This is a genomic window from Rhizobium mongolense USDA 1844 (assembly GCF_000419765.1).
Classification (GTDB): domain Bacteria; phylum Pseudomonadota; class Alphaproteobacteria; order Rhizobiales; family Rhizobiaceae; genus Rhizobium; species Rhizobium mongolense.
The window spans coordinates 1-20291 of sequence record NZ_ATTQ01000004.1; the positions used below are offsets into that span (position 1 = coordinate 1).

General features: G+C 53.6%; 17 protein-coding genes and 4 pseudogenes. 9 read left to right on the forward strand and 12 right to left on the reverse strand.

Annotated features, from left to right (window positions below; all coding sequences use genetic code 11):
• Window positions 1-25: 25 nt before the first annotated feature.
• From tnpC to tnpA, 3 genes are read right to left on the reverse strand one after another with little or no spacing between them, the layout of a single operon-like run.
• The gene (gene tnpC, locus A3C3_RS0107965) at window positions 26-1663 is read right to left on the reverse strand and encodes an IS66 family transposase (protein ID WP_022714075.1); all 1638 of its coding nucleotides are present in this window, start codon (window positions 1661-1663) and stop codon (window positions 26-28) included.
• 45 nt (window positions 1664-1708) lie between these two features.
• Window positions 1709-2056, reverse strand: coding sequence for an IS66 family insertion sequence element accessory protein TnpB (gene tnpB / locus A3C3_RS0107970; protein WP_022714076.1), 348 nt, complete (start codon window positions 2054-2056; stop codon window positions 1709-1711).
• Entirely contained in the window at window positions 2053-2442 is a 390-nt protein-coding gene (tnpA, locus tag A3C3_RS0107975) for an IS66-like element accessory protein TnpA (RefSeq protein ID WP_022714077.1), read from the reverse strand. The genes tnpB and tnpA overlap by 4 nt, the downstream gene beginning before the upstream one ends.
• Here tnpA and A3C3_RS48520 point away from each other — a divergent pair.
• The 7 genes and pseudogenes from A3C3_RS48520 to A3C3_RS46825 form a co-directional block, all read left to right on the forward strand.
• Window positions 2428-2925 carry an SUMF1/EgtB/PvdO family nonheme iron enzyme gene (locus A3C3_RS48520; RefSeq protein ID WP_167521939.1) on the forward strand — a complete coding sequence of 166 codons (498 nt, stop codon included), beginning with the start codon at window positions 2428-2430 and terminating at the stop codon, window positions 2923-2925. The two genes, tnpA and A3C3_RS48520, sit on opposite strands and share 15 nt — an antisense overlap.
• Window positions 2907-3272 carry an SUMF1/EgtB/PvdO family nonheme iron enzyme gene (locus A3C3_RS48525; RefSeq protein WP_145611800.1) on the forward strand — a complete coding sequence of 122 codons (366 nt, stop codon included), beginning with the start codon at window positions 2907-2909 and terminating at the stop codon, window positions 3270-3272. The genes A3C3_RS48520 and A3C3_RS48525 overlap by 19 nt, the downstream gene beginning before the upstream one ends.
• 286 nt (window positions 3273-3558) lie before the next feature.
• A pseudogene (locus tag A3C3_RS48530) lies at window positions 3559-3657 on the forward strand (SOS response-associated peptidase); the annotation flags it as partial.
• A 43-nt stretch (window positions 3658-3700) separates the two neighbouring features.
• Window positions 3701-3793 (forward strand): annotated as a pseudogene (locus tag A3C3_RS48535) (SOS response-associated peptidase); the annotation flags it as partial.
• Between the two features lie 1320 nt (window positions 3794-5113).
• Complete coding sequence (locus tag A3C3_RS0107990) at window positions 5114-5629, forward strand: hypothetical protein (protein ID WP_022714080.1); 516 nt, start codon at window positions 5114-5116, stop codon at window positions 5627-5629.
• Window positions 5630-5932: 303 nt separating this feature from the next.
• Complete coding sequence (locus tag A3C3_RS42530; RefSeq protein ID WP_022714081.1) at window positions 5933-7003, forward strand: hypothetical protein; 1071 nt, start codon at window positions 5933-5935, stop codon at window positions 7001-7003.
• Between the two features lie 209 nt (window positions 7004-7212).
• Window positions 7213-7885 (forward strand): annotated as a pseudogene (locus A3C3_RS46825) (transposase); the annotation flags it as partial.
• 167 nt (window positions 7886-8052) lie between these two features.
• Here the strand turns inward: A3C3_RS46825 and A3C3_RS0108010 are convergent.
• The 7 genes and pseudogenes from A3C3_RS0108010 to A3C3_RS0108040 all read right to left on the reverse strand — a co-directional run bounded on the left by A3C3_RS0108010 (window position 8053) and on the right by A3C3_RS0108040 (window position 16391).
• A complete protein-coding gene (locus A3C3_RS0108010) occupies window positions 8053-9063 on the reverse strand; it encodes a hypothetical protein (RefSeq protein WP_022714084.1) in 1011 nt (336 codons plus the stop codon).
• Between the two features lie 13 nt (window positions 9064-9076).
• Window positions 9077-10876 (reverse strand): CHAP domain-containing protein, encoded by a 1800-nt coding sequence (locus A3C3_RS42540; protein ID WP_022714085.1) that lies wholly within the window; start codon window positions 10874-10876, stop codon window positions 9077-9079.
• Complete coding sequence (locus A3C3_RS0108025; RefSeq protein WP_022714086.1) at window positions 10873-11754, reverse strand: hypothetical protein; 882 nt, start codon at window positions 11752-11754, stop codon at window positions 10873-10875. Before A3C3_RS0108025 ends, A3C3_RS42540 begins: the two co-directional genes overlap by 4 nt.
• A 508-nt stretch (window positions 11755-12262) precedes the next feature.
• On the reverse strand, window positions 12263-13105 hold the full coding sequence (locus A3C3_RS0108030; protein ID WP_022714087.1) for a hypothetical protein: 843 nt from the start codon (window positions 13103-13105) through the stop codon (window positions 12263-12265).
• 149 nt (window positions 13106-13254) lie between these two features.
• Window positions 13255-13522 (reverse strand): annotated as a pseudogene (locus tag A3C3_RS48540) (transposase); the annotation flags it as partial.
• Between the two features lie 157 nt (window positions 13523-13679).
• Window positions 13680-15221 carry a hypothetical protein gene (locus tag A3C3_RS0108035; RefSeq protein ID WP_022714088.1) on the reverse strand — a complete coding sequence of 514 codons (1542 nt, stop codon included), beginning with the start codon at window positions 15219-15221 and terminating at the stop codon, window positions 13680-13682.
• 315 nt (window positions 15222-15536) lie between these two features.
• The gene (locus tag A3C3_RS0108040; RefSeq protein WP_022714089.1) at window positions 15537-16391 is read right to left on the reverse strand and encodes a hypothetical protein; all 855 of its coding nucleotides are present in this window, start codon (window positions 16389-16391) and stop codon (window positions 15537-15539) included.
• 404 nt (window positions 16392-16795) lie between these two features.
• On the opposite strand from A3C3_RS0108040, the gene A3C3_RS41340 reads away from it, so the two are divergent.
• The gene (locus A3C3_RS41340) at window positions 16796-17317 is read left to right on the forward strand and encodes a class I SAM-dependent methyltransferase (protein ID WP_198019857.1); all 522 of its coding nucleotides are present in this window, start codon (window positions 16796-16798) and stop codon (window positions 17315-17317) included.
• A gap of 91 nt (window positions 17318-17408) precedes the next feature.
• A complete protein-coding gene (locus A3C3_RS0108050; protein WP_022714090.1) occupies window positions 17409-17852 on the forward strand; it encodes a GNAT family N-acetyltransferase in 444 nt (147 codons plus the stop codon).
• 106 nt (window positions 17853-17958) lie between these two features.
• Here A3C3_RS0108050 and A3C3_RS0108055 read toward each other — a convergent pair whose 3' ends face one another.
• Together A3C3_RS0108055 and A3C3_RS0108065 are read right to left on the reverse strand one after the other, a co-directional pair.
• Complete coding sequence (locus A3C3_RS0108055; RefSeq protein WP_156890777.1) at window positions 17959-19443, reverse strand: hypothetical protein; 1485 nt, start codon at window positions 19441-19443, stop codon at window positions 17959-17961.
• Between the two features lie 296 nt (window positions 19444-19739).
• The gene (locus A3C3_RS0108065) at window positions 19740-20258 is read right to left on the reverse strand and encodes a hypothetical protein (RefSeq protein ID WP_022714093.1); all 519 of its coding nucleotides are present in this window, start codon (window positions 20256-20258) and stop codon (window positions 19740-19742) included.
• Between the last annotated feature and the right edge of the window lie 33 nt (window positions 20259-20291).

Consider the following 20291-nt stretch of genomic DNA (forward strand, 5'->3'; position numbering starts at 1 on the left):
GTAAGCATACGGTGAAGGCCGCATATCAGGCAGCTTCGTGGGCTGCTGCGGTCGGCGGGCTCCAATTCCATGGGAGCAATTCTTCAAGCCTCGTGACCGGCATATCCGCAATATTAGACAAGACATCAGCCAGCCAGGCCTGAGGATCAATGTCGTTGAGCTTTGCCGTCATGATCATCGTCGCCATGAAGGCAGCACGATCTGCACCGCGATCGGAACCTGCAAAGAGCCACGATTTTCTGCCGAGAGCGAAGCCGCGCAGGGCTCGTTCAGCCGCATTGTTGGTCAGGCAAATCCTGCCGTCGCTGAGGAAGGATGTGAAGCCGTCCCAGCGCTTGAGCATGTAATCGATCGGCTCGGTGACAGGTGAGCTGCGCGATAGTTTTCCCCGTTCGCCTCGCAGCCAAGCCTCAAGCTCGTCGATGAGGGGGCGGCTGTCCTTGTGACGCCGCTGCAAGCGTTCGTTGACAGAAAGTCCTTTGATGTCGCGCTCGATATCAAACAGTGCATCGATCCGCCTCACAGCCTCAAGCGCCACTGGCGAGATCGGCGTCGCATTTTTTCCGCGCTTGGCGTTCGTTGCAATGTCAGCCAGGACGAAGAACTTGCGGCGCGAGTGAGCCCAGCAAAGCGCCTGCGTCAATGGACCGGAAGCACGCTCCGACTTGAAGAGCGGGTTGTAGCCGCCATATGCATCTGCCTGCAGAATGCCGGTGAAGGTCTTGAGATGCCTCTCGGGATGCTCCTGGCGACGATCTCGCGAGGCATAATAGAGGGTTGCCGGTGGCGATGTTCCGCCGAACGGCCGGTCATCCCTGACATAAGTCCATATGCGGCCAGTTTCGGTTTTTCCCCTCGCCAGGATCGGCACCGTGGTGTCGTCGCCATGCAGCCGCTCGGCGGAAAGGACGTGCGCTTCTATCAATCGGTGCAAGGGCTTCAAGATCGCGGCGCAGGCACCGACCTGGTCGGCGAGTGTCGAAAGGCTGAGGTCGATGCCTTCTCGGGCATAACGCTCGCTTTGCCTATTCAGCGGCTGGTGTTGGCCGAACTTCTCAAACAGGATCATGGCCAAAAGGTTCGGCCCCGCGAAGCCGCGCGGTGTCACATGGAACGGGGCTGGCGGCTGGGCGATCTTCTCGCATTCTCGGCACGAGAACTTCTCGCGCACCGTCTGGATGACTTTCCACTGGCGCGGGATCACTTCCAGGGTCTCAGTGATGTCCTCGCCCAGCTTTGACAATTTGGCCGAGCCGCAGCAGGGGCAGCTTTGAGGAGCGGCAATCACAACGCGCTCGCGCGGCAGATGCTCCGGAAACGGTTTGCGCGATGGACGCTTGCGCTCAAAGGTTTTGACTGTCGATGATCGTGCCGCAATCTCCGCGGCCAGTTCGTCCTGGCTGGCGTCGGCCTCCAGCTCTTCGAGCTGCAATTCCATCTGTTCGAGAAGGCGGGCCTTTCGCTCCGAGCGGCTGCCATGGATGTCGCGCTTGAGCTTCTCGATCTCCAGTCTCAGCCGGGCAATCAGCGCATCGGAATGGGAGTTCACAGCTTGCGCACGAGCAGCAACAGCCTCGGCTTCACGACGGGCGGCGCGCTCGGCGAGGATCATCGCGTGAGCGCTGGCAAGGTCGTCGGGAAGCTGATCGGCCGCTTCGGTCATGACCAGATGGAATCATATTCGGTCTTGCCTTTCCAGCCATTTCCGCTACCCAGCCGAGCTTGGACGCCAGGTTTTTTGCGGCATTCGCCAGTCAATCCCTTCAAGCAGATAGCCGAGCTGTGCAGGAGTTATGACCACCGTGCCGTCAGCCGCTGACGGCCATATGAAGCGGCCGCGCTCCAGCTTCTTCGTGAACAGACAGGCACCTTGGCCGTCGTGCCAGATCACCTTGATCAGCCCGCCCCGACGCCCACGGAAGCAGAATAGGTGGCCGCAATGCGGATCCCCCTTCAGCGTCTCCTGCACCATCAACGACAAGCCGGGGAAGCCTTTCCTCATGTCTGTGTGTCCGGTCGCCAGCCAGACCTTAACGCCGCTCGGAACCGGGATCATCGCCGCTCGACCACGTCGAGGATCCGAGCGAGCGCTTCAGTATCGACATCGCTCTCCACACGAATGCGCCGGCCGCGGCCAAGCTCGATCGTCACAATGCTTATCTTCTTGCGCGGTCGAGGTGGCAGTGTTGTCTCCACCGGATCAGGCGCAGGCAAGGCCGCGACTTCTACGGGAATAAACTGCCGCGCTGGCGGCGGTGAGACCTGGCAGAGTTCTTTGCGCCACCGGAACAACTGACCCGCGTGGATGCCTGCCGACCGGGCAATCTCAGATACGCTGGCATTCGGCTCGAGGCAGGCCGCAACCAGCCGCTCCTTCTCTGCGCGAGACCAGCGACGACGGCGCTCCACAGAGGTGATCACTTCGATTTGCTGCATGGTCATAGGACTATTCCTAGTGCTTGCACTAGGACATCCAACGTTCCGCCTCACATCACAAGACGGCCCTCACCGTGGGGTTACGGGAAATATCCAGTAACCATCGAGGCATACCAACGGCTACAAAAGCAACAAACTCGATATAACTTTCCTCCCCTCAAAGTTCGGCGTTTCATTGCAGAGGACTGGGAAAAACAAACTATCGATGTGTTTGACGATCCCAGGTTTTGTCATCCGCATCAGCCTGTCATCGGCTTAGATGTTCATGATGCCCTTCGCTACTGCAAAGCGCTCGCTTTGGTCGATAGCAAACTTATCGTATCGCTTCCGACCAGTGACATTTGGGACATAGCCGCATTCGGGGACCATAAGCTACACCGGCCTGAGGAATTTTTTGATGTTCAAAAGCGAATTCACTTCAATGCTGAGTCAACATCAAAGTGCGTCGGCGCCGTAGATAGAGAAACAGTTTGGGGATCACCGATATGATTGGAAACGTTTGGGAATGGTGTGTTGAAAGAGTTGCTGAACAAAGTTCTAGTATTGTCATTGGGTATTCCGGGTATGCTACTGTCTCTGGACAGCCTGGGCATCTTCCGGCGGAACGCGTATCGCTTAAGGGCGGCGGATTTTATGACGATATACACAAAATCCCTTTAACAATAAGAGCTGACGAAATTTTCGGTGGCTCAGGCTCTTTACACGCGGACATAGGGTTTCGAACGCTCTCAACAATTGCCCTTGAAAAGCTGCCAGCCGAAATTCGGAATGCTTTGCTGGCGTGTCCGCCTCTTTCATCGCGCCAAGCCCGTGTCGTGCCCGCGACGGGGAAGTAGGGGCCGGTTCGCTCAACTGACGTGAATTAGCCCCGCCCCGATCAAGAAACCGAATATCGCTCCCCTCTTTCTGAAGGGCGGACACCATCCGGTCGACAGTTTCCCCTACTGAACCATTCCTCTATATCAAAATTCGAACCGGCTCACACCTCAAATATTGGTCACCAATAGCGGCCCGTCAGCTGAAGACTGCGCCGTGGTTCGCCCCGTCTTGCCGCTTGGGGATGGCCAGCGTAGCGCTCAAAGATTACGCTGGCTCAACGCGAAATGGAGGTCTTTGCGATTAATGTGCAATCTCTACCGCAAGGAGGACAAGGACTGGGTTAGCAAGTGGGCTCAAGACGCCGAGAGCCTGATTAACCTGATGGCCGCCTATCAGATGAACCCCCTTCGCCCTTTTTCGTGATCAAGCGCGGTCGATGCCCCCGGCAGAGAAATTGCGGCAGAAGGGCAAGCCAGTCGATATGGATATGCTGATCCGGATGGAACCGGATAAGGGCGTCACCAACATCCGCAACCTCTGCAAAATAATCCGGCCGGTTCTGCCTCAGGCACCGGTAAGAGCCATAGCCAAGGGTGCAGCTCTCATCCTCCGGAGCATTCGAGCTTTCGGGTATTGTGAGGGCGTGGTAATATTTCCTGAAGTATTGCGCATGAGGTTTGCTCCGTTCGGTAAGGGGTTTCAGGTGATATCTTTACTAATAAAGGTAATGTTGGCCTTATTCGCATTTTCTCTTGCAGTAATTGGATTGTCTGACACCAAGACATTACATGACGATAATTGTCATAATGGCATGCCGTGGTGGCGGCGCTTGACAAAGTGGGGAGCGGCAAAATTAGCTATAGCTTTCGGTACATTGTTGTTAGTTGCTGTTAATGAGTATAGAGGATATAGTAGTTCACTTATTGCTGCAGAAAATGAAAAAAGATACGATGCCAAGCTTGAGATTGCTTCAAATCAATTATATATGATAAAGAAATCACTATCAATTCAAAATTTAGACTTAGACGCGGAAATAAGTGGCAAGTTTATAATAGATTTGCCATTTCCAACCAGTAAGAACCCAGAGAAATTTGTTGGTTTAATACCGTACGATGGAATAGACGGGGAGATAGCGAGTGGTGTTGTGCACGTTCCAGATGTCGTCACAAATAAGTTTACTTTGAATTCTACGAATGCTGGTATTATTATACGTTCAACGGATGAGCTTGCCAAAATAAATTCTGAAACTCTAGTGGATTTTGATTCGTTGGGCTGTGGGCTATGTGCGCCGCAGGGTGTGTCGGGCAAGTGGTGGGTGGAGCTTATAGCCCCTTATTACTCCTACGGCTTCCAATTCAAGTCGCAGGCTAATCTGCGGACAATGCTTGTAATGTCAGATTCCATGGAATCGGAAGGGGTTGGCCTGATTGCAATTAAGAAAAGAAGAGTAAATGACTACGATGTTTTGAGTAAATTTTACGCAGAGATCAGCGCTCATTTCAAGTTCCATACAACTGTGAAAAATAAATCTGGGGGAGAATGTGTAGTGAATTTAATAATTCCTCTGAAGTTCGTGCCGCCGGAGGAGATGCTATATATGGACAACGTAGACGCTAAGTTTGATGAAAAATATTGGAGATTTTACATGGTCCCCTCGGCAACTCCGTCAGTCATGGCCTGTGAGGAAATACCCTGGTGATAATTGGTGCCCTGATGCGTCCACTGCGATCCTGCGCGGTGATCATCCTTGTGCGGCATTATAATGGTGATGCAGTCTACCTCGGTTGACCTCTAAGGCGTCACATGGTTGAGGGGATTGAGTTCGCTCGGTCGTAGGAGTTTTGCAAATGGACGAAATATGACGATACGCATTGCGTCTAGGCAACGGTCACGCTGGCCGTGGTGGAAGCGGTTCGCTGCTGTTGGTGCGGCTGCGGTAGGCGTCGCTGCGGTAACCTTGATTGTTAACTCTGACAGGATGATAGGTCTGTGGGAGAGCTTTTTTCTCGATCCGAGCGTGCGCATTGCCGTCAACAAAGTGTCGTTCACAACTGTGGGCGTTGCCGGGCCAGTGCTTAAGCCGACAGTTGAGGAATACTTAGTTCATATCAATTTTCGCGTCTTATTAAAGAAGCGTCGGCGCGAAACTATATGCAGTTACAATTTCCTCGGTACCGACCAGTATGCCAGCGTGTACATTGAGGATGAAATCTATGCCCCAAAGTTCAGAATCGAAGCGGGGAGGGCGGCATCCGATGAGACCCTATCGATCAATAGACTGCCGATACCGACGTCTGATGTTGCTGTGGCTTTTCGAGTCGAGTGCGACGGTGTCACCTCCAACTCTATTGCGTTCACGATCCCCCGCAAGTAAATCTAGAGTTAGACGCGCCAGATTGGAGCGAGGTGGTTCTTCGCCTCGATCTTAAAAGTTGACGGCTCAAGGCCGACCCATGAGACGTTTAGCCGAGCTATGTGCGTGGCTTTGCCATGCAAAGTAGCTTGGCGCACATCTCAGCAGTTTTAGACTAGCGGCAGCTTGGCTGACCAAGGATTTGCGTTGGATCGTCGGCGTAACACGCATCCTTGCTAACTGGCCGTGTATAGGCCCGAAATATGGGCCATCGCGCGTTGAACCGCACCCGGTTTCCGTGTGACGAACAGAATGAGGAATGGAATGAGCGAGAAGCAAGGCGCTCCGGCATCAGACGGGGACTTTGATGTGGGACAACTCGAACTCAGCGTCCGCCGCGAAGAAGCAAAAGCCAAGCTTGCCGAGTTAAAGCACACTGCGGCGAAAGCAAGCAATCCTCCGGCAACGACGCCATGGTTCAAGCCGGATCAAGTCACCGTTTTGCTTATTGGAGGTATTCTTACATTGGCGGGGAATATCGGATTGGCGTCCTATAACGCCCGCACCGCGCTCTCTCAGGAATCGCTCAAGGCTCAACTTGCCATTGACGTTGAACGCGAGAAGGCGAAAGCTAACCTGATCTTGCAAGCCATCGCCTCAAGCGACGCGCAAATATCCAATCGTAACATCATGTTTTTTGTAGAAGGAGGCCTCATTCCGGACGCCGATGGGAGTCTGAGGAAGGCGGCGCAGAAATATCTTCCGGTGCTGCCGTCGAGCGGGGCTACTCCTGCAGCAGTTATCTCGCCATCTGAATACGAGCGTGCGTTTTGGCTCGTCACGCTTAATCAAGATGCTCTCTCATCCATCGATGCTGCCGTTGATCGCATCCAGGCCGCGCGTGATCGATTTGTCTTGGTGGGGAATGCTATCAACACACCTTGGTATGTGGTCGGCATTATCTGGTGGATGGAGTCGGGCGGGAGCTTTAATGTGCATTTGATTAATGGTGATCCCCTTGCCGCTCGAACGGTAAACGCTCCGATGGGACACCCAGCGGGCGGCAAGCCGCCCTTTACCTGGGAAGAGAGTGCGATAGATGGCCTTAAGAACTCACGTCTGCAAAACCTGAATTCAGCCAATATTGCTTCCGTTCTCACCGCGATTGAACGGTATAACGGCACCGGTTATCAGCGGAGAGGTGTCTCTTCGCCCTACCTGTGGTCATTTACGAGCGGATACACGAAGGGGTCCTACATCGCCGACAGCCTGTTCGACTCAAACGCTGTTTCGAAGCAGATTGGCGCCGTTGCCTTGTTACGGCGAATGCATGAGCGCGGTCTGATCGAACTCGACACTTCGGACAACAGCGACGCGGCACCGCAAGCGCAGTAGTGTTCGCGATAGTTTCCTTTTGTGGGATTGGAGTTTCTTGCCCGTCTGTTTGTTGAACTAGGCAGCTTGCTGTGCGTGTTGCAAGCCGGATCTTGATGCGAGCGCACGATCTTCCCTTGGGTCTGGATGACCTGCCCCCGTTAAATTAGACCATTCAGACCTGGAATTTTCCATTTATGATCCTTGCGGGGAAGAAGACGGAGAATTCCATGAAAGCATCGAAGTCTTCGGACGCGCAGATCGCGTTCGTGCTGAAGCAGGCGGAGGACGGGACGCCGGTCGGTGAGGTCTGCCGCAAGGCAGGTATTTCGGCGCGACCTTTTACAAGTGGCGCAAGAGATATGCCGGACTGCTGCCGTCGGAGATGAAGCGGCTGCGTTAGCCTTGAAGAGGAGAACGCCAAGCTGAAGCGGATCGTCGCCGATCTGTCGCTGGATAAAGCCATGCTCCAGGACGCTCTGTCAAGGAAGCTTTGAGGCCTGTCCGCAAGCGCAGGTTTGTCAACACGATCAAGGTGGACTGGAAGGTCGATCCCCCGTGCATGTTCCGGTGTTGAAGATCGCTCGCTCGCTTTATGTCTACAAGTCCAGGCGCGGCGAGCAGGCCGAACTGAAGCTGAAGATCAAGGACATCTGCCAGACGCGGGTGCGGTCACGGCTAGCGGTGCGTTCACATCCTGCTTAAGCGCGACGGGTGGCCGGTTAATCCGAAGCGAATCTATCGCCTTACAAGGAGATGGACCTTCAGCTTCGTAACAAAGTTCCCAAGCGTCGCGTCAAAGCGACGCGTCGGGCGGGCCGCACGGAGGCGACCCATTCCAACCATGTCTGGGCAATGGACTTCGTTCATGACCAGTTGGCCACGGGCCGCAAAATCCGGGTGCCGCAGTGGATCGAGAGCGACGCGCTTCTTGTCGGATACTCGCGTCAGCGAGGTCAACTTCACTCTGTCCGACGATAGCGACCCCTGATTTACTTCTACAGCGCAAAGCCACCGGAGTCGTAGCAGGCTTTATGATAAACGACGAGCGGGACCTCAAATTGAATGGGTCAGCCTTTTTCTTTCGGCTCCGGTTTCTTCCCAGTGCCACGGATGTCAATGAATTTTTGCAGGAGGTCGAACCAGAACGGCGCACCTAGTGAAATCGCCAATGCGGTTACTAAAAGACCTGGAATCTTCAGAAGCAGGAAAAGAAGTCCGCCACTGTCAGCTGTAATGGCGTTCAAGTCCCACCCTAGCGGTAGAGGCGCAAGGTCAGCCAAGCGCTTGTTTAATAATTTGATGCCGCATGTTTCTTGTTGGTTTTCGGGCTCGTTTGCGCAGGTTTTCGTTATCTCGTTAGCTGGAAGATTGGCTGCCTTCTGCACGACCTCAGTCCGAATAGTGCTGTTTCTCCAAAGCTCTCGGGTTACCGCGAAACTGTCGGCGTTCAGGAGGATTGCCAAAAGGAGACCCAGCAAGAGTGTGACCTTCTGCATGTCTCGTTTGTATTGACCGGTAAGGCGATCCATCGTCCCGTCAAACCAGATGGCGATACTGTCTCGGGCTTTCTGCAAGTCATGTCCTGCGTCGTTTAACGCGTTCAACATGATGTCTCGAACGTTCGATTGCGGAAGCTTGTTGGCGATATCCAAGGCTTCCTGCACGGTTGTGATGGGCTTTGACGTGTCGAGACTGTCGAGCAGTGCTAACGCAAACGTATTGCTGTCTATGTAGGACGTGTGCTTGCCTGGAGCATCTTTTCCCACTGGTTTCTTAGCGTCACCGGGGTCATTGGCGGGATTCGGTACCGCATTCTGGAGTTGGCTACTATCAGGCTGCCTGGTGCGGACCGGCTGCTTTGCAGTCATTTCAAGTTCGGATTTGATGATCCCGTGATTATAGAAGCTCCGGTACAGTTGTTGATTGTCGATGAGTTGGAGAATAGCGCCTTTCAGATTGTTGCTGCGAAATTTCAGAAAGGTCGCGAGCAGCTCATTGGCGGTCGTGCACATCAGTCCGAGCATTGCGTACATCACTGCAAGGCTGATTCCGACCTCTAAGAAAGTTCCCAGTTGCATTTCACACCCCCAATCAAAACAGGCTGATGAAATCTTTGCCGTCTACGCTTCGGTTCAGGCGGCGAGCATCGGCTCCGTCAACGCCGCCGCTGCCACCCGTGTTACCTTCAAGCGTGTCAATGGTCGTATCGTTGACGTTGAGTACGATACCGACATGGGTCCAGTCATTCTCTGTCTCCCGAATGACGAATAGGCTCCCGGGCCTGACCTTGGAGCGTCGGGCAGCCGCTGATGACAGAGAAGTTCCCTTAATGAACCTGCCGGTATTCTTGGCGTCTTGCACGAGAGCATCGACGCCAACCTGTCTCGGGAATGGCATTGGCAGGCCAAGTTCCTTAGCCGCCTGGAAAACGATGAAACAGACGAAGCCTGCACACCACTTCCAGTCTTTGCCTTGCTTGCCAGCCATGTAGAGCCGGACCCAGGGGCCACAATTATCGCCGCCCAGCTCGCAAGGCTGTTGCGCGATGTGTTGCGCAGCCACGCGCAGAACCGCCTCTTCCAACGGTGTTGTGGAGCTGAAGCCAACGGGAGCGAGGGCCCGAAGCATTGGAGCCGTTAGGAGCGACCAAAGCTCGTCATTCAATGAAGCGTCGGCGGCGCGTCCATTTGCTATCTTAAACTTGGCTAACTGCGATTGCGTCGAATTACCGAAATCGCCGTCGACCGGGGTCACGAAATTGGCAACAGTCAGCCATTCTTGCAGACGGCGAACACCAAGCTGCCCGCTGTCGTCTTTCGTGCCCTGCACAACGCCTTTGGGTACGGTGAGTTCGGTCTTGACATAAGAAGCCCATCCGTCCTTCAGGCTGAGTTCAAGTACCCGGGCGTCTCCTGCCGCAGTTTTAGGGTTGGACTTCAGCTGCCCGCCGACCTTGAACGGCTGGACCACATTCATGTCAATCATGACTTTCAGGAGGACGGCCGCACCGACCTGATCGGACCGAGCGTTGGGGTCGAATTCGTGGTCCCTTACGTACTTGCCTTTGACATAGTGCTGCGATCCGCTCCACAGATATGGGGTGGGAATGCCCCGACGCTTGTACTCATTCCCGATACCATTGTATCTGTGCCAGTGATAAAGCACGCTTGGAAGCGACCAATCTGTTACTTTGTCCAATCTCTCGTAGCGAAGGGAATCTTCAGCGCTAACCTCCCATGAATATGGCGGGTCGGGAACAACCGGAAGATTCTTCGGCTCCCGAACCGTTCGAGAGGTTAGGGGGTCGCCGTTATGGAGATGTCGATTGAAGTTCATTCCGGCTTCCATCGAGTGAACGACGGCGATAAACCACCACGGTATCGTCGTACCTGCTACAACAGCCGCATACCGGCTTTGGTTTTTCACCAGTTTCGTGACAATGCCTGTCGCCATCTCCTTCCAAGCATCGGAGACAGTCATTGTGTCCCACAACGTCTGATAGTTTTCGCTCCACTTGTGCGAAACAACAGGAACCGATGAGGCGTCTGCGGGCATAGATGGAGCGCTGTCCGGTTCCGGACTCTCGTCGAGGTAGTCGTTGTCTGCGACATCTCCTCGGAACGAGCGTCGAATTTCGTTCTCGATGTCCTGAAAAGGAGACCACTGTTTTGCAATGGACGTGGCCTTTTCAATGTCTTTGGTGATATCCGCCAGTTCTTCTGCAACTCCTCTTAGGTCTTCTAGGCTAGCCCTCGCCATCGCTTGATCCGCTTGTCGGGTCAATTCTTCTGCGCGTCTCATTGCGTCTTTATCGCCGCGCCCTTCGGCCGAGTCATATATGGCTCCTAGCTCAATTCTCAGTCGACGCCATTCCGCTAGATTATCGCTCATTGCTTCGCTCCCCTGCTCAGCCTGGCCGCCTTAAGTTGCTCGGCCAGGACCTTCATGTCTGAAGCGCTAGCTGCAAGGACCGTAATGTTTATGTCAGCACGACTAGCGGCCGCGTTAGCAGCGGCGTTTAGCGCCTTACGGGTTGCCTCCAGCGTGAGAACCCAACCCGCCAATTCAGCCTGTTCGTTCTCAAGTGCCTTGATATCGTCACTCGTATACGGGTCTCCCGGTCGCCCCGAAGTCTTCCCTTTTGCGAACGCCAGCACTTCGTAAAAGGTGGGGGTGCCCTTGATCAAAGTCGCGAGGGCTTTCTCCATATATGGATGGGTTTCCTGGAGAAGCATGCGAAATGCTTGCTGCCCGCGAAGGTTCGCAGCCGTCCTTAATCCAGGCACAGCAAAGGCCAACTGGTTTCCAACGGATGCAACGAGCGCTTCGGCCGCTTTGGTTTGACCCGGTCCCTTGAAGGCGATCTGAGAGGCAGCTACAGCAGCTGTCGCGTCCGATATCGCGGCGGCGACCTTTGCGACATATGCGTCGGCGGATTCTCCGTTGGCAAGAGACAGCAGCGCTGCATTGTATGCCTGGATAGTCAAAAGCGATTTACGCAGTGAAGCTGTGAGCGGTGGCTCGACCGTGTCGAGATAGTATGCAGCACGACTGTAATCGAACTTTAGCGGGTCATTTGGATACGCGATCTTGTAGTTCCTGCGCTCCGCAATCGCGAGGCGCTCAAGAATTTTGTCAGCTTGCTGATATTGAAGATCAAACGCAGTTGAGTACGCCTGAAACTCGACGTGGCCTCTATTCGCGCACCCACTTACAACTAGGCACAGAATAACCATGCCGCGAAGTGCAGCTCTCCCCAACAAACCCATGACCCCCTCACAGTATATATTGGCGTCAACATATACGAATGGTACTATTGCACAAGGGGATATTCACGCTTATGGTGTATCTGATCTACATCGAGCAATAGAATGGACAATGCAGCTCTGTCATTGCCTGCAACTGACGGAACGGTGTGCTTGGTCTGGACGCAGTGGACGGCCCGTAAGCTGTGGCGGCGGCGATCCTCGAACTACCTTCCTCGCTTCCGATAGACGTCCATCGTGCAGCGCAATGAATTCCGTCCGCCGACGGGCAGGGGCGACGAGTTTGCGCACGGATCATCCTGGAAATTCCGGGAGCACCAGGGAAAGTCGAGGGCGATCAGTCAAGCAATTAGCCAGATCTGAGCCTTACACCTGCTGCGGGGTAGGCCTTCAGCGAGCTTTGCTCGGTTTACGGTCTAGCTAGTGCGACTGTTCGTCGACCACGCGCACGGTGCACGCGCCTATCAGCAGAAGGTCATGATACATGCCACCATCTGGAGCGTAAGGCTGTTCAGTTTGGGGGAGTCACCAAGGAACTAAGTGCAAAATGAGCCGGAATTTTCCAGGTGCAACCCTTCCCTGGCCGAAATCGAGAGTTTATTCCGCTGAACATTTGATAGTAACTACTTAAAGCGGGATTGTTCTTGCCTAACGCCTCATACAGCGAATTAACGTAAGCCCTCTTTGACATACCACATTGCCAATCTCCGTATAATATCTCAAAACCTACAAGCTCTGACAAATGCGTCACGTACAGATAGGGTGAAGAGGACCTTTTATCGCCAGACAGTGAAGTTAATGCTTTGACATATGCTACTCTTGCATTCTCCTTATCTTGATATGGAGTATCCATGAATAAAGAATTTCCCTTTTCCCTATATATAGTTGTTATATTGTCAGGACGTTTTTCAGATATTGCTGCCTCTATAGCTTTATCATAGTAAAATTGAGCCTCACCAACTTCACCTATCAATGCAAGACTACTGCCGAGCATATATAATTCTGATGATCTAAGCTTATGCCAGCGCTCCTTAAATTCATCTTTCTGCGTATATATTAAGTTATAAATTCTTATATCGTACGCACCCACAATTTCATTTTGATATCGCGGATCGGTGGACTGTGATATTCGCGAGGCTTTCTCTGCCCTGAGGGCTGCCATATCTGCTAGCGTCCGCCTGACAGCTAAGATAGCATTTTCCTCCGCTACGCGGGCTCGTTCCTCCCTGCCAGTAATTTCTTTCCACACATCCTTGGGGAATGTATAGAGCAGAGCAATCACGAGAGTGCCGATACCACCCCATTCTTTCAGAAAAAGTAAACCTTTACTTGAAGCCGAATATTGCCTTTCCATTCCCCTCTCCTTTGGTTCGTACAATTTTCAGTTTATTTAGTTAAATCTAAAATAAAGCAAGCTAAAGATTTCCTCAAGTAATAACTAGATTGATGTAGATGCGCATAGCTTTTCGGCCGGTGGCTGTTAGAGACTGACTCGAAAAGAATTCAATAAGAGTAATATCTTGCGAGGCGGCTGGTTAGGATGCGGATGTGGGCGATGTTGATCCATGCCTCTGCGGAGCGATCTATTTCTCCCAATCCTTTGCCAGTCTTCAGCAGCTGCCCAGCCATGCGAGGGTTGGATCCACGACCAGCGACGTGGCAGGATCTCGAGCCCTTGGTTTGTCGGTACTTCTGGCAATCTGGAGGGTGAATGCAGTGATCTTTTGCAGTGCGCCCCTCGGCCTCGGCCCGCATAGCCAGGCTCTCCAAAGCAGCGATCCGTTGTCCCGGAGCCAGCTATCGTAACTGATCCTCGATGTTGATGATGAGGTGGTGTCATGGGATTGAAAATTTGTCCACTGGTATCCGGCGGACGCTCACGATGCGAAACGCAAGCGGCTAATTTCGTGGAGGCGCTGCAGTGTCCGTCACGGATCCGGAGGAGTTATTGCGATCGCGCCAGCAGGTTTAGGCAGATGTTCCGCCGCTTCCGGCAACCGATCCTCATGTTTTACAATTCGGCCGTAGTATAACGATTGCGAAATGAAAAGCGCGATCATTGCGGCCACGACGTTAAGTAGGCAGATCATTAAGACGTAGTCGGCCGCGAAATCTACCTTCCAATCGTATCGCAGTCGAACCACCGCGTAGAAGCATGCTGTACTTGCCGCGACCGCAATCATGGCCAATATGTAGGCAGTCGAGACTCCCGGTGTCTTGGCTTGGCCGTGCCCCACGTAATGGAGCAGTACGACGCATATCGACACCGAAATAATCGAATGGGTGACGTTATAGGGGAACCACAAAGCGAAGAATTTGGTGGGGGAAGTCGTTATCTCGGGGCTATAGATCCCGTAGTCGGAAATCAGTTGGGCATAATCGAACAACAGAACAAGCAACATAATCAACGCCAGTTTCCCGGCGTGTTTTTCGATAAGCGACCGGACAGACGACCCTATGCCAGCATCCATCCGCTCAGGCTGGAAGAACAGAAAGAGTAGCGTAGAAGCCAAGAGCACCGGGAAGCACTGAGAGGCGAGATAGATGCTAGATGCCCTCAAAGCCTCGTTCCCTTGGGGCCAAAACTTCAGTGGTTGCTGTCCGTTCAGAACGTCAACGACCGGTCCGAGCATGGGAACGGCAAAACAAAGCATCGATAAAATGACCACGGATATGAGTCCGGCAAGTATCAGCCCCTTGAACGGATTTGGCTTCTGCGGAAGATTCACACCCAGTTTAGCGGCTAGGCTCCGCAGTGCGGCGCCGCCATTTTTTCTCACCGCCGCGATCGCCATCACATAAATCAGTTCACGAAACAGCGCCAACGCTTCTGACGCTGACTTGCTTTGGATATTTACAAGAGAACTGGTTCGCCGCTTGAGTTCGGCGTCATAAAACGAGAGATCTGCTATATCGCGTATCGACGTCTCCCACCTTGGGCTTGCCCAAAGCTCGATCGCGGCCAATCGATCAGCGTCGGTCGGGAATTTTACCCAGAGTTGCACCGAAAGATCGGTTGCGGTGTTCGCGACAATTCGAGGAACGCCCACCAGTTCATGGAAAATGTCGCGCTGCAGATTTGCGATCTTCGAAAATCCTGGGATCGATTGGTTGGTCAGCCCCATAAAGGCGGCGGCAATAAAGAGCGGGTAGGGTACCGAGTCAATGTATGCCTTCGCTTTGTCGGCAGCAGTCGTGTCAGTCGTGACTCGCAGCCACCCGGATATGATGGAAGGAGAAACAAGACACGCAACACCATATCCGAGGAAGGTTACCCCAAGGAACAACAATAGCGTCGCTAAATATTTCTGGAAGCCCAGAAAATGGCGAACTCGCAGGTTCGGTATCGCGCCGAACCAGGGTTTGAGGTCGTCGTCTTGATCGTTGAGCTCACCGTACTTGCCAATCTGAAAACACATCAGGAGTACAGCGCCGACCCAGAACTGAACTGAGGAGAGCAGGGCACTCATCGTAGCGTCTCACCGAGGTGGACAGACACCGTTCGGACAGGCTTGCGCTAGCGCATCACTAGCAAACCATCGCGGGAGCGTAGTGGGGGTCCCCAAGATTATGCTGTAGACGACGCAAGCGATTACAATCTTAGTCATTGGTCGCGCTCCCAAGTTTCAATTTATATTAGCAATTGCAAACATAGAAGCAATAATATTTTTTGCGAAGGTTTCGCGCGACTTGGATTGAAACCCATTGGTGGAGCCCAATGCTCTTTGCTTCCGACGCCATGGAAGCGCAACGCCGACAATAACGTGGCTACGGCCCGGTAGCTTTCAGCCCAAGGTCGAGCGCTCATCTTGCGCCAGTTCAGCATCTATAAGGTGTTTCAGCTCGGATGACGCAAGGCGCATACATTCGAGCGCGACTTTACCAAAAAGCCTTTGCCCTTCAACGATGGCCAATACCGCGCGACGGTCTTCGTAAGTTCGGTGCTTGTCCTTGATGATGTCACGCTGCGTTGCAATCAATTCGGATTCTGATGACTTCATGAGGAAGTCATAGAGATTCGGAGCGGCGACCTCATCTAGTAAAAACCTATCAGCCTCGCGCTTCACCCTACCTTTTTCAAAATCCTCGAACACGTTGTGCGAGTAGCGGGCAGCGTATTGTAGAAACTCATCGATGAGGCCCATGTCCGATTTTTTAATCAAATCACGACGGGTCGCTATCAGGTCCTGAATTTCCTCCACAGCGATCTGGGCAGTCAAGAGTTGGTCCATACACTCCTCGAAATCGCTCTTAGCGATTGTCGGACGTTTGGGATCAGTCCGATCAAGCCGTGATCGTAGACGGCGTTTGCTCGACTTCATGTGCCGATGGGCTTCTGCGAGTTTTCCATCGAGCGCCTGGAGATTGGCAATTCTCGTATCCCGGCGTGCCTGATTGTCCTTGCGCTTAGTATCGTCGCGGGCCTCTTCCTCCTTACGCGCCATCAGAAAAGCAGAAAGAGCGCCGCCTAGAACCGTAATCAACAGAAACTGAAGCGTTAGCTTGAAAGGCTCAGGTCCGAGGAAACTTGCAATTTTGCCACCGAAAGCTGTTTTATCGGACAGGAAGACGGCGGTTAGCGACAGAGCCATGACAAAGATCGTCAGGATGATATTGCGTGACGAAATCTTGAACAACATCATCCGTATCCGAGTTGGCACCAAAAGCACACCCATTGGAATGTCGCGGCGAGAGCCGAGAGTCAACAGACGTCGGCCACTATCGAAAAACCTCGCGACACGCCTGATAAGCCGTGGACGAACAGGTTCACCTCAAATTTCGAAGGCGCGGAGCCTTCCTTCGTTTCTGTCTAAGCCACAGCGATAGACCCGCAATCGCGCTAAAAACAAGACTGCAATTTTCTCCGGTGTTCTGATAGGCAGACCATGCGTACGGAAGGGAGAGTTGCCGCTATGACACATCTCGATACGATCCGAGAAGTACGGCGAAAACTGGCCATAATGGCCCCTCGCAGGCCCGCACTGTCGACGATTTCGCAAAGGTAACGCTGCCCGAACGCGACTGCGACGCAATTCGTGATGTAATGGCTGCCGAAAATCCCGGCACGGTTATAGAGATTGGCCTTGCTTATGGCAGCTCTGCCCTAGCGATCGGTGAGGCGCTGATTTCGGTCGGCGGTAAACGGCATCTAATTCTCGATCCGTTCCAGGAAAGCGAGTTTCGCGATGCGGGCTGGAAGGCGATCCGCGCGGCCCAATTGGACGGTATCGCGACGCTGTTGAGGGAACGATCCCAGATCGCACTACCCCGGTTTGCCACAGAGGGGTTGTCGGCGGATGCGGCGTTCGTCGACGGCAGCCATGTGTTTCACAACGTATTCATCGACCTCTATTACTTGCAGATGGTGATACGGCCCGGTGGACTCGTTGTTCTCGATGATTACTGGTGGCCAGGGGTCGCCACGGCGGCACACTATTTCGAGACCAATTTGGGTTGGCAGTCGCAAGAAGTTGCGAATGGTACGCCGGGACGACTGCGTGCATTGCGGTTGCCGGAATCGCCAGTGAAGTCGGATTTCAGGAGATTGACGCCGTTTTGGCTCTGAGCATAATCGTGAATTGAAGAACGTCTGGTAGATCATCGGCGGCTGCATTCAAGGCGATAACGCAGGCAGCCACAACAAGACGAAAGCTCCTATGTCATTCCGCCTAAGACGTCTGAGTCTGGAAGAGATGGACCGCGCCGCCATTATCCTTCGGACCTCATTTGACGAGCGACTTCCGTGGCTGGCGGGGCTCCATACGCCTGCCGAAGATCGCGCTTATTTTCGACAGCGCGTATTCAGCGAATGCGAGGTATGGGGTGCGCTGGACGAAGAAATCGTAGGGCTCATAGCATTCCGGACTGATTGGATTGACCAACTGTACGTGTTGCCGTTTTGGCAGGGGCAGGGCGCTGGTGAGGCGCTTCTCCAAGTGGCCAAAGGGGCGGCGTCAAGTCTCCAACTATGGACATTCCAGAAAAATACGCTCGCTCGACGTTTCTATGAGAAACGCGGCTTCGTCTTGGTCAACGAGACGGATGGCAGTGACAACGAAGAGCGCGAACCCGATGCACTCTATCGTTGGAGCAGGGGATGAGACGCGTCAGAGAACGAGAACGAAGAACACGATTTGCAAAGGCGGCTTCGGGCGGAGATATCTGCACGCTGGAACGGTTGCCGCCGACATTGCCGCCAGCACTTGCTTAATCCCAGTAGCCCTGCTTCGGCGGTGGATCGCCCTCAGGATCGAACAAAGGATCATCGTCAGGAAAGAGATTTTCCGACTGAAGGTGCGACGTAAGTGTAGCGAGTTCGTTCTGTGCCTCCAAGTGAGCGAGACGCTTTTGGGCCCAGTCGATCATCCGGTGGTATTCCGGCTCAGCTCGCTCCAAGCCCGCTGACGCGTTTGCAATTGTCGCCCTCAGTTGCGCCGCCTCGTTGTGATAGGCGGCGAGATCGGCGATGAACCTAATGCGCTTAGCCTCGCGTTCCAGGCGCTTGCTCTGAAGCTCGCGCCGATGGGCCATGCGTTTCCGACGCCGTTCATTCTCCTCTCTCTCTTCGCGCCGAGCCTTTTCAAAGGCCAAGTGGAAAAGGAGACCATCGGCGATGTTGTCTAGCATAGATTCCAGCGTCTGATGTTTTCCATCAGACCACTTTTTCCTGGCACCGTCTGCCCAGTTGTTAATCTCAAACGAAAGCTTCCCGGAAAAATGATAGTCATACTCGGGCCAGAAGCTTTCCCAAGGCAGCCACTGGCCCCGGCGACTGGCGATCTCTCTCCGTTGGTCGTAGTCCCGCTTCTTCTTAAGCTCACTCGCGGTCGGCTCGTGCTTCTCTCTTCTTCTACCTTCCGTTATCTCAAAATGAATGTCTTCCGGCAGGATTTCTGCCTTCAACCCCTTGTCGCTTTGCCTTAACGCTATCTCGCGCCCTTCCAGAGCGACGGCCAAGTGATGAAGGAAGGCTATAATCCTGGTCTTGGAATTCTTATGAATTCGAATGCCGAGAACGGATATTTCTCCATCTCGATCCGGCTGAGCACTCCTAAGCTCAAGCACGAGACCAGAGACAGACGTGTGGGGGCGTTTGACAGGTTCGAGTGTTTCCGTTAGCGCGGCGTCCTTGGCGTCCTTGGCGTCCTTGGCGTCCTTGGCGTCCTTGGCGTCCTTGGCGTCCTTGGCGTCCTTGGCGTCCTTGGCTTGCTCCGTTTGCCCCGAAGGCGCAGCTTTTCTTACCTTGACGTTCTCAACGGCCTTCTGCGCCGCTTCTATCGCGAACGCTACGTAGGGATTCGCTTGCTGCTTCATCCCACCGATATGGACGGTTTCGAGAGCTGGATTGTCGATCTTCCACAGAGGGGTCTTCGTTGCGGGTTGTCCCGCCTCAACTTTGGCCCAATATCCCCTCCCGGGCACAGCAACATGATAGCGTGCGCATATCTTCGCCAGACCGCGATCCGATATCTCGAACTGCTCCGCCAACTTTGAAATAGGTGTAGACCAAACAAGGTCATGCAGTTCTCGACGGGTAAATGTCCGCTTCATTGGAATTCGCCAGCAGCGCTTGGAAGAAAAGAATCGCAGTCGGGATGTGAACGCAGGTAGGGACCAGCTTCTTTTTCGCACCGGAAGTGGGTTGGCACTATCTGAAAAACGGAAGAATGCTCGATTTCCACAGACACTCAAAGCAGTCGCAATCGCTCATCCCTTCAGCTCCAACGTCACCGACACCTGATCGTCGCTAGCCGCCATCTCCTCGTGGCTCAAGACCTTCAACTCGCGCACGTCGAGCGGATGTGCCCGATCGCCCATGCGATATCGCTTGGTTGTCGCTAGGCGGGCACGTCGTCCATGCGTATGCGCAGGAAGCGTTCGGATGGCGAGCTAGGTCCAATGATCTCAACTGGGCCGCAATCGTTCTTGTAGTTGGTCATTCACGCGTCTCGTATAAGTCCGTCAGCTGCAATAGCAGTCTTCTGGTTCTAAAGAAGTCGGCTTTTGACTGCGTCGATCCAGTATTCGCGCACAACGGCCTCGTAGGCGTACTTCCGTACGGTTGCGTCGTCTGATCTACCTTCGAGACCACGAGCTTGGTCTCTGCCGAGATCGAGGGCATCCTCAAAGTCGATGCTGCTGTTGTTACCGTGCGGCATCCCGTACAGGAAGGCCACGATTTCCGAACCGCGTTCAGTAGCCATCGTGAAGGCGGTGTCTCGCGATCTCAGATTACTCATTATTTCCTGAACGATCTGATCACCTTTAACGCCGCCAATGCGTTGGAAAATCTGGTTAATGAGATCGCCTGCCTTCTCTCCCCGTATCTTGCCTTTGCTGGCGATTCCCAGAAGCATTGAGGCAGTTCCGAATAGATATCCAAGAACATAAGGCTCACGCCAAAAGTGAGCGGGCTGACCAACTCCGACTGTATCCAGTAATGAGATCAGATTTGACGTGCCCGTCGCCACCTCATCCACGTATTTCGAAGTGCCCCATCCGAACATGATCGACTCCTCATCTCTAGTTGCAGACCATCA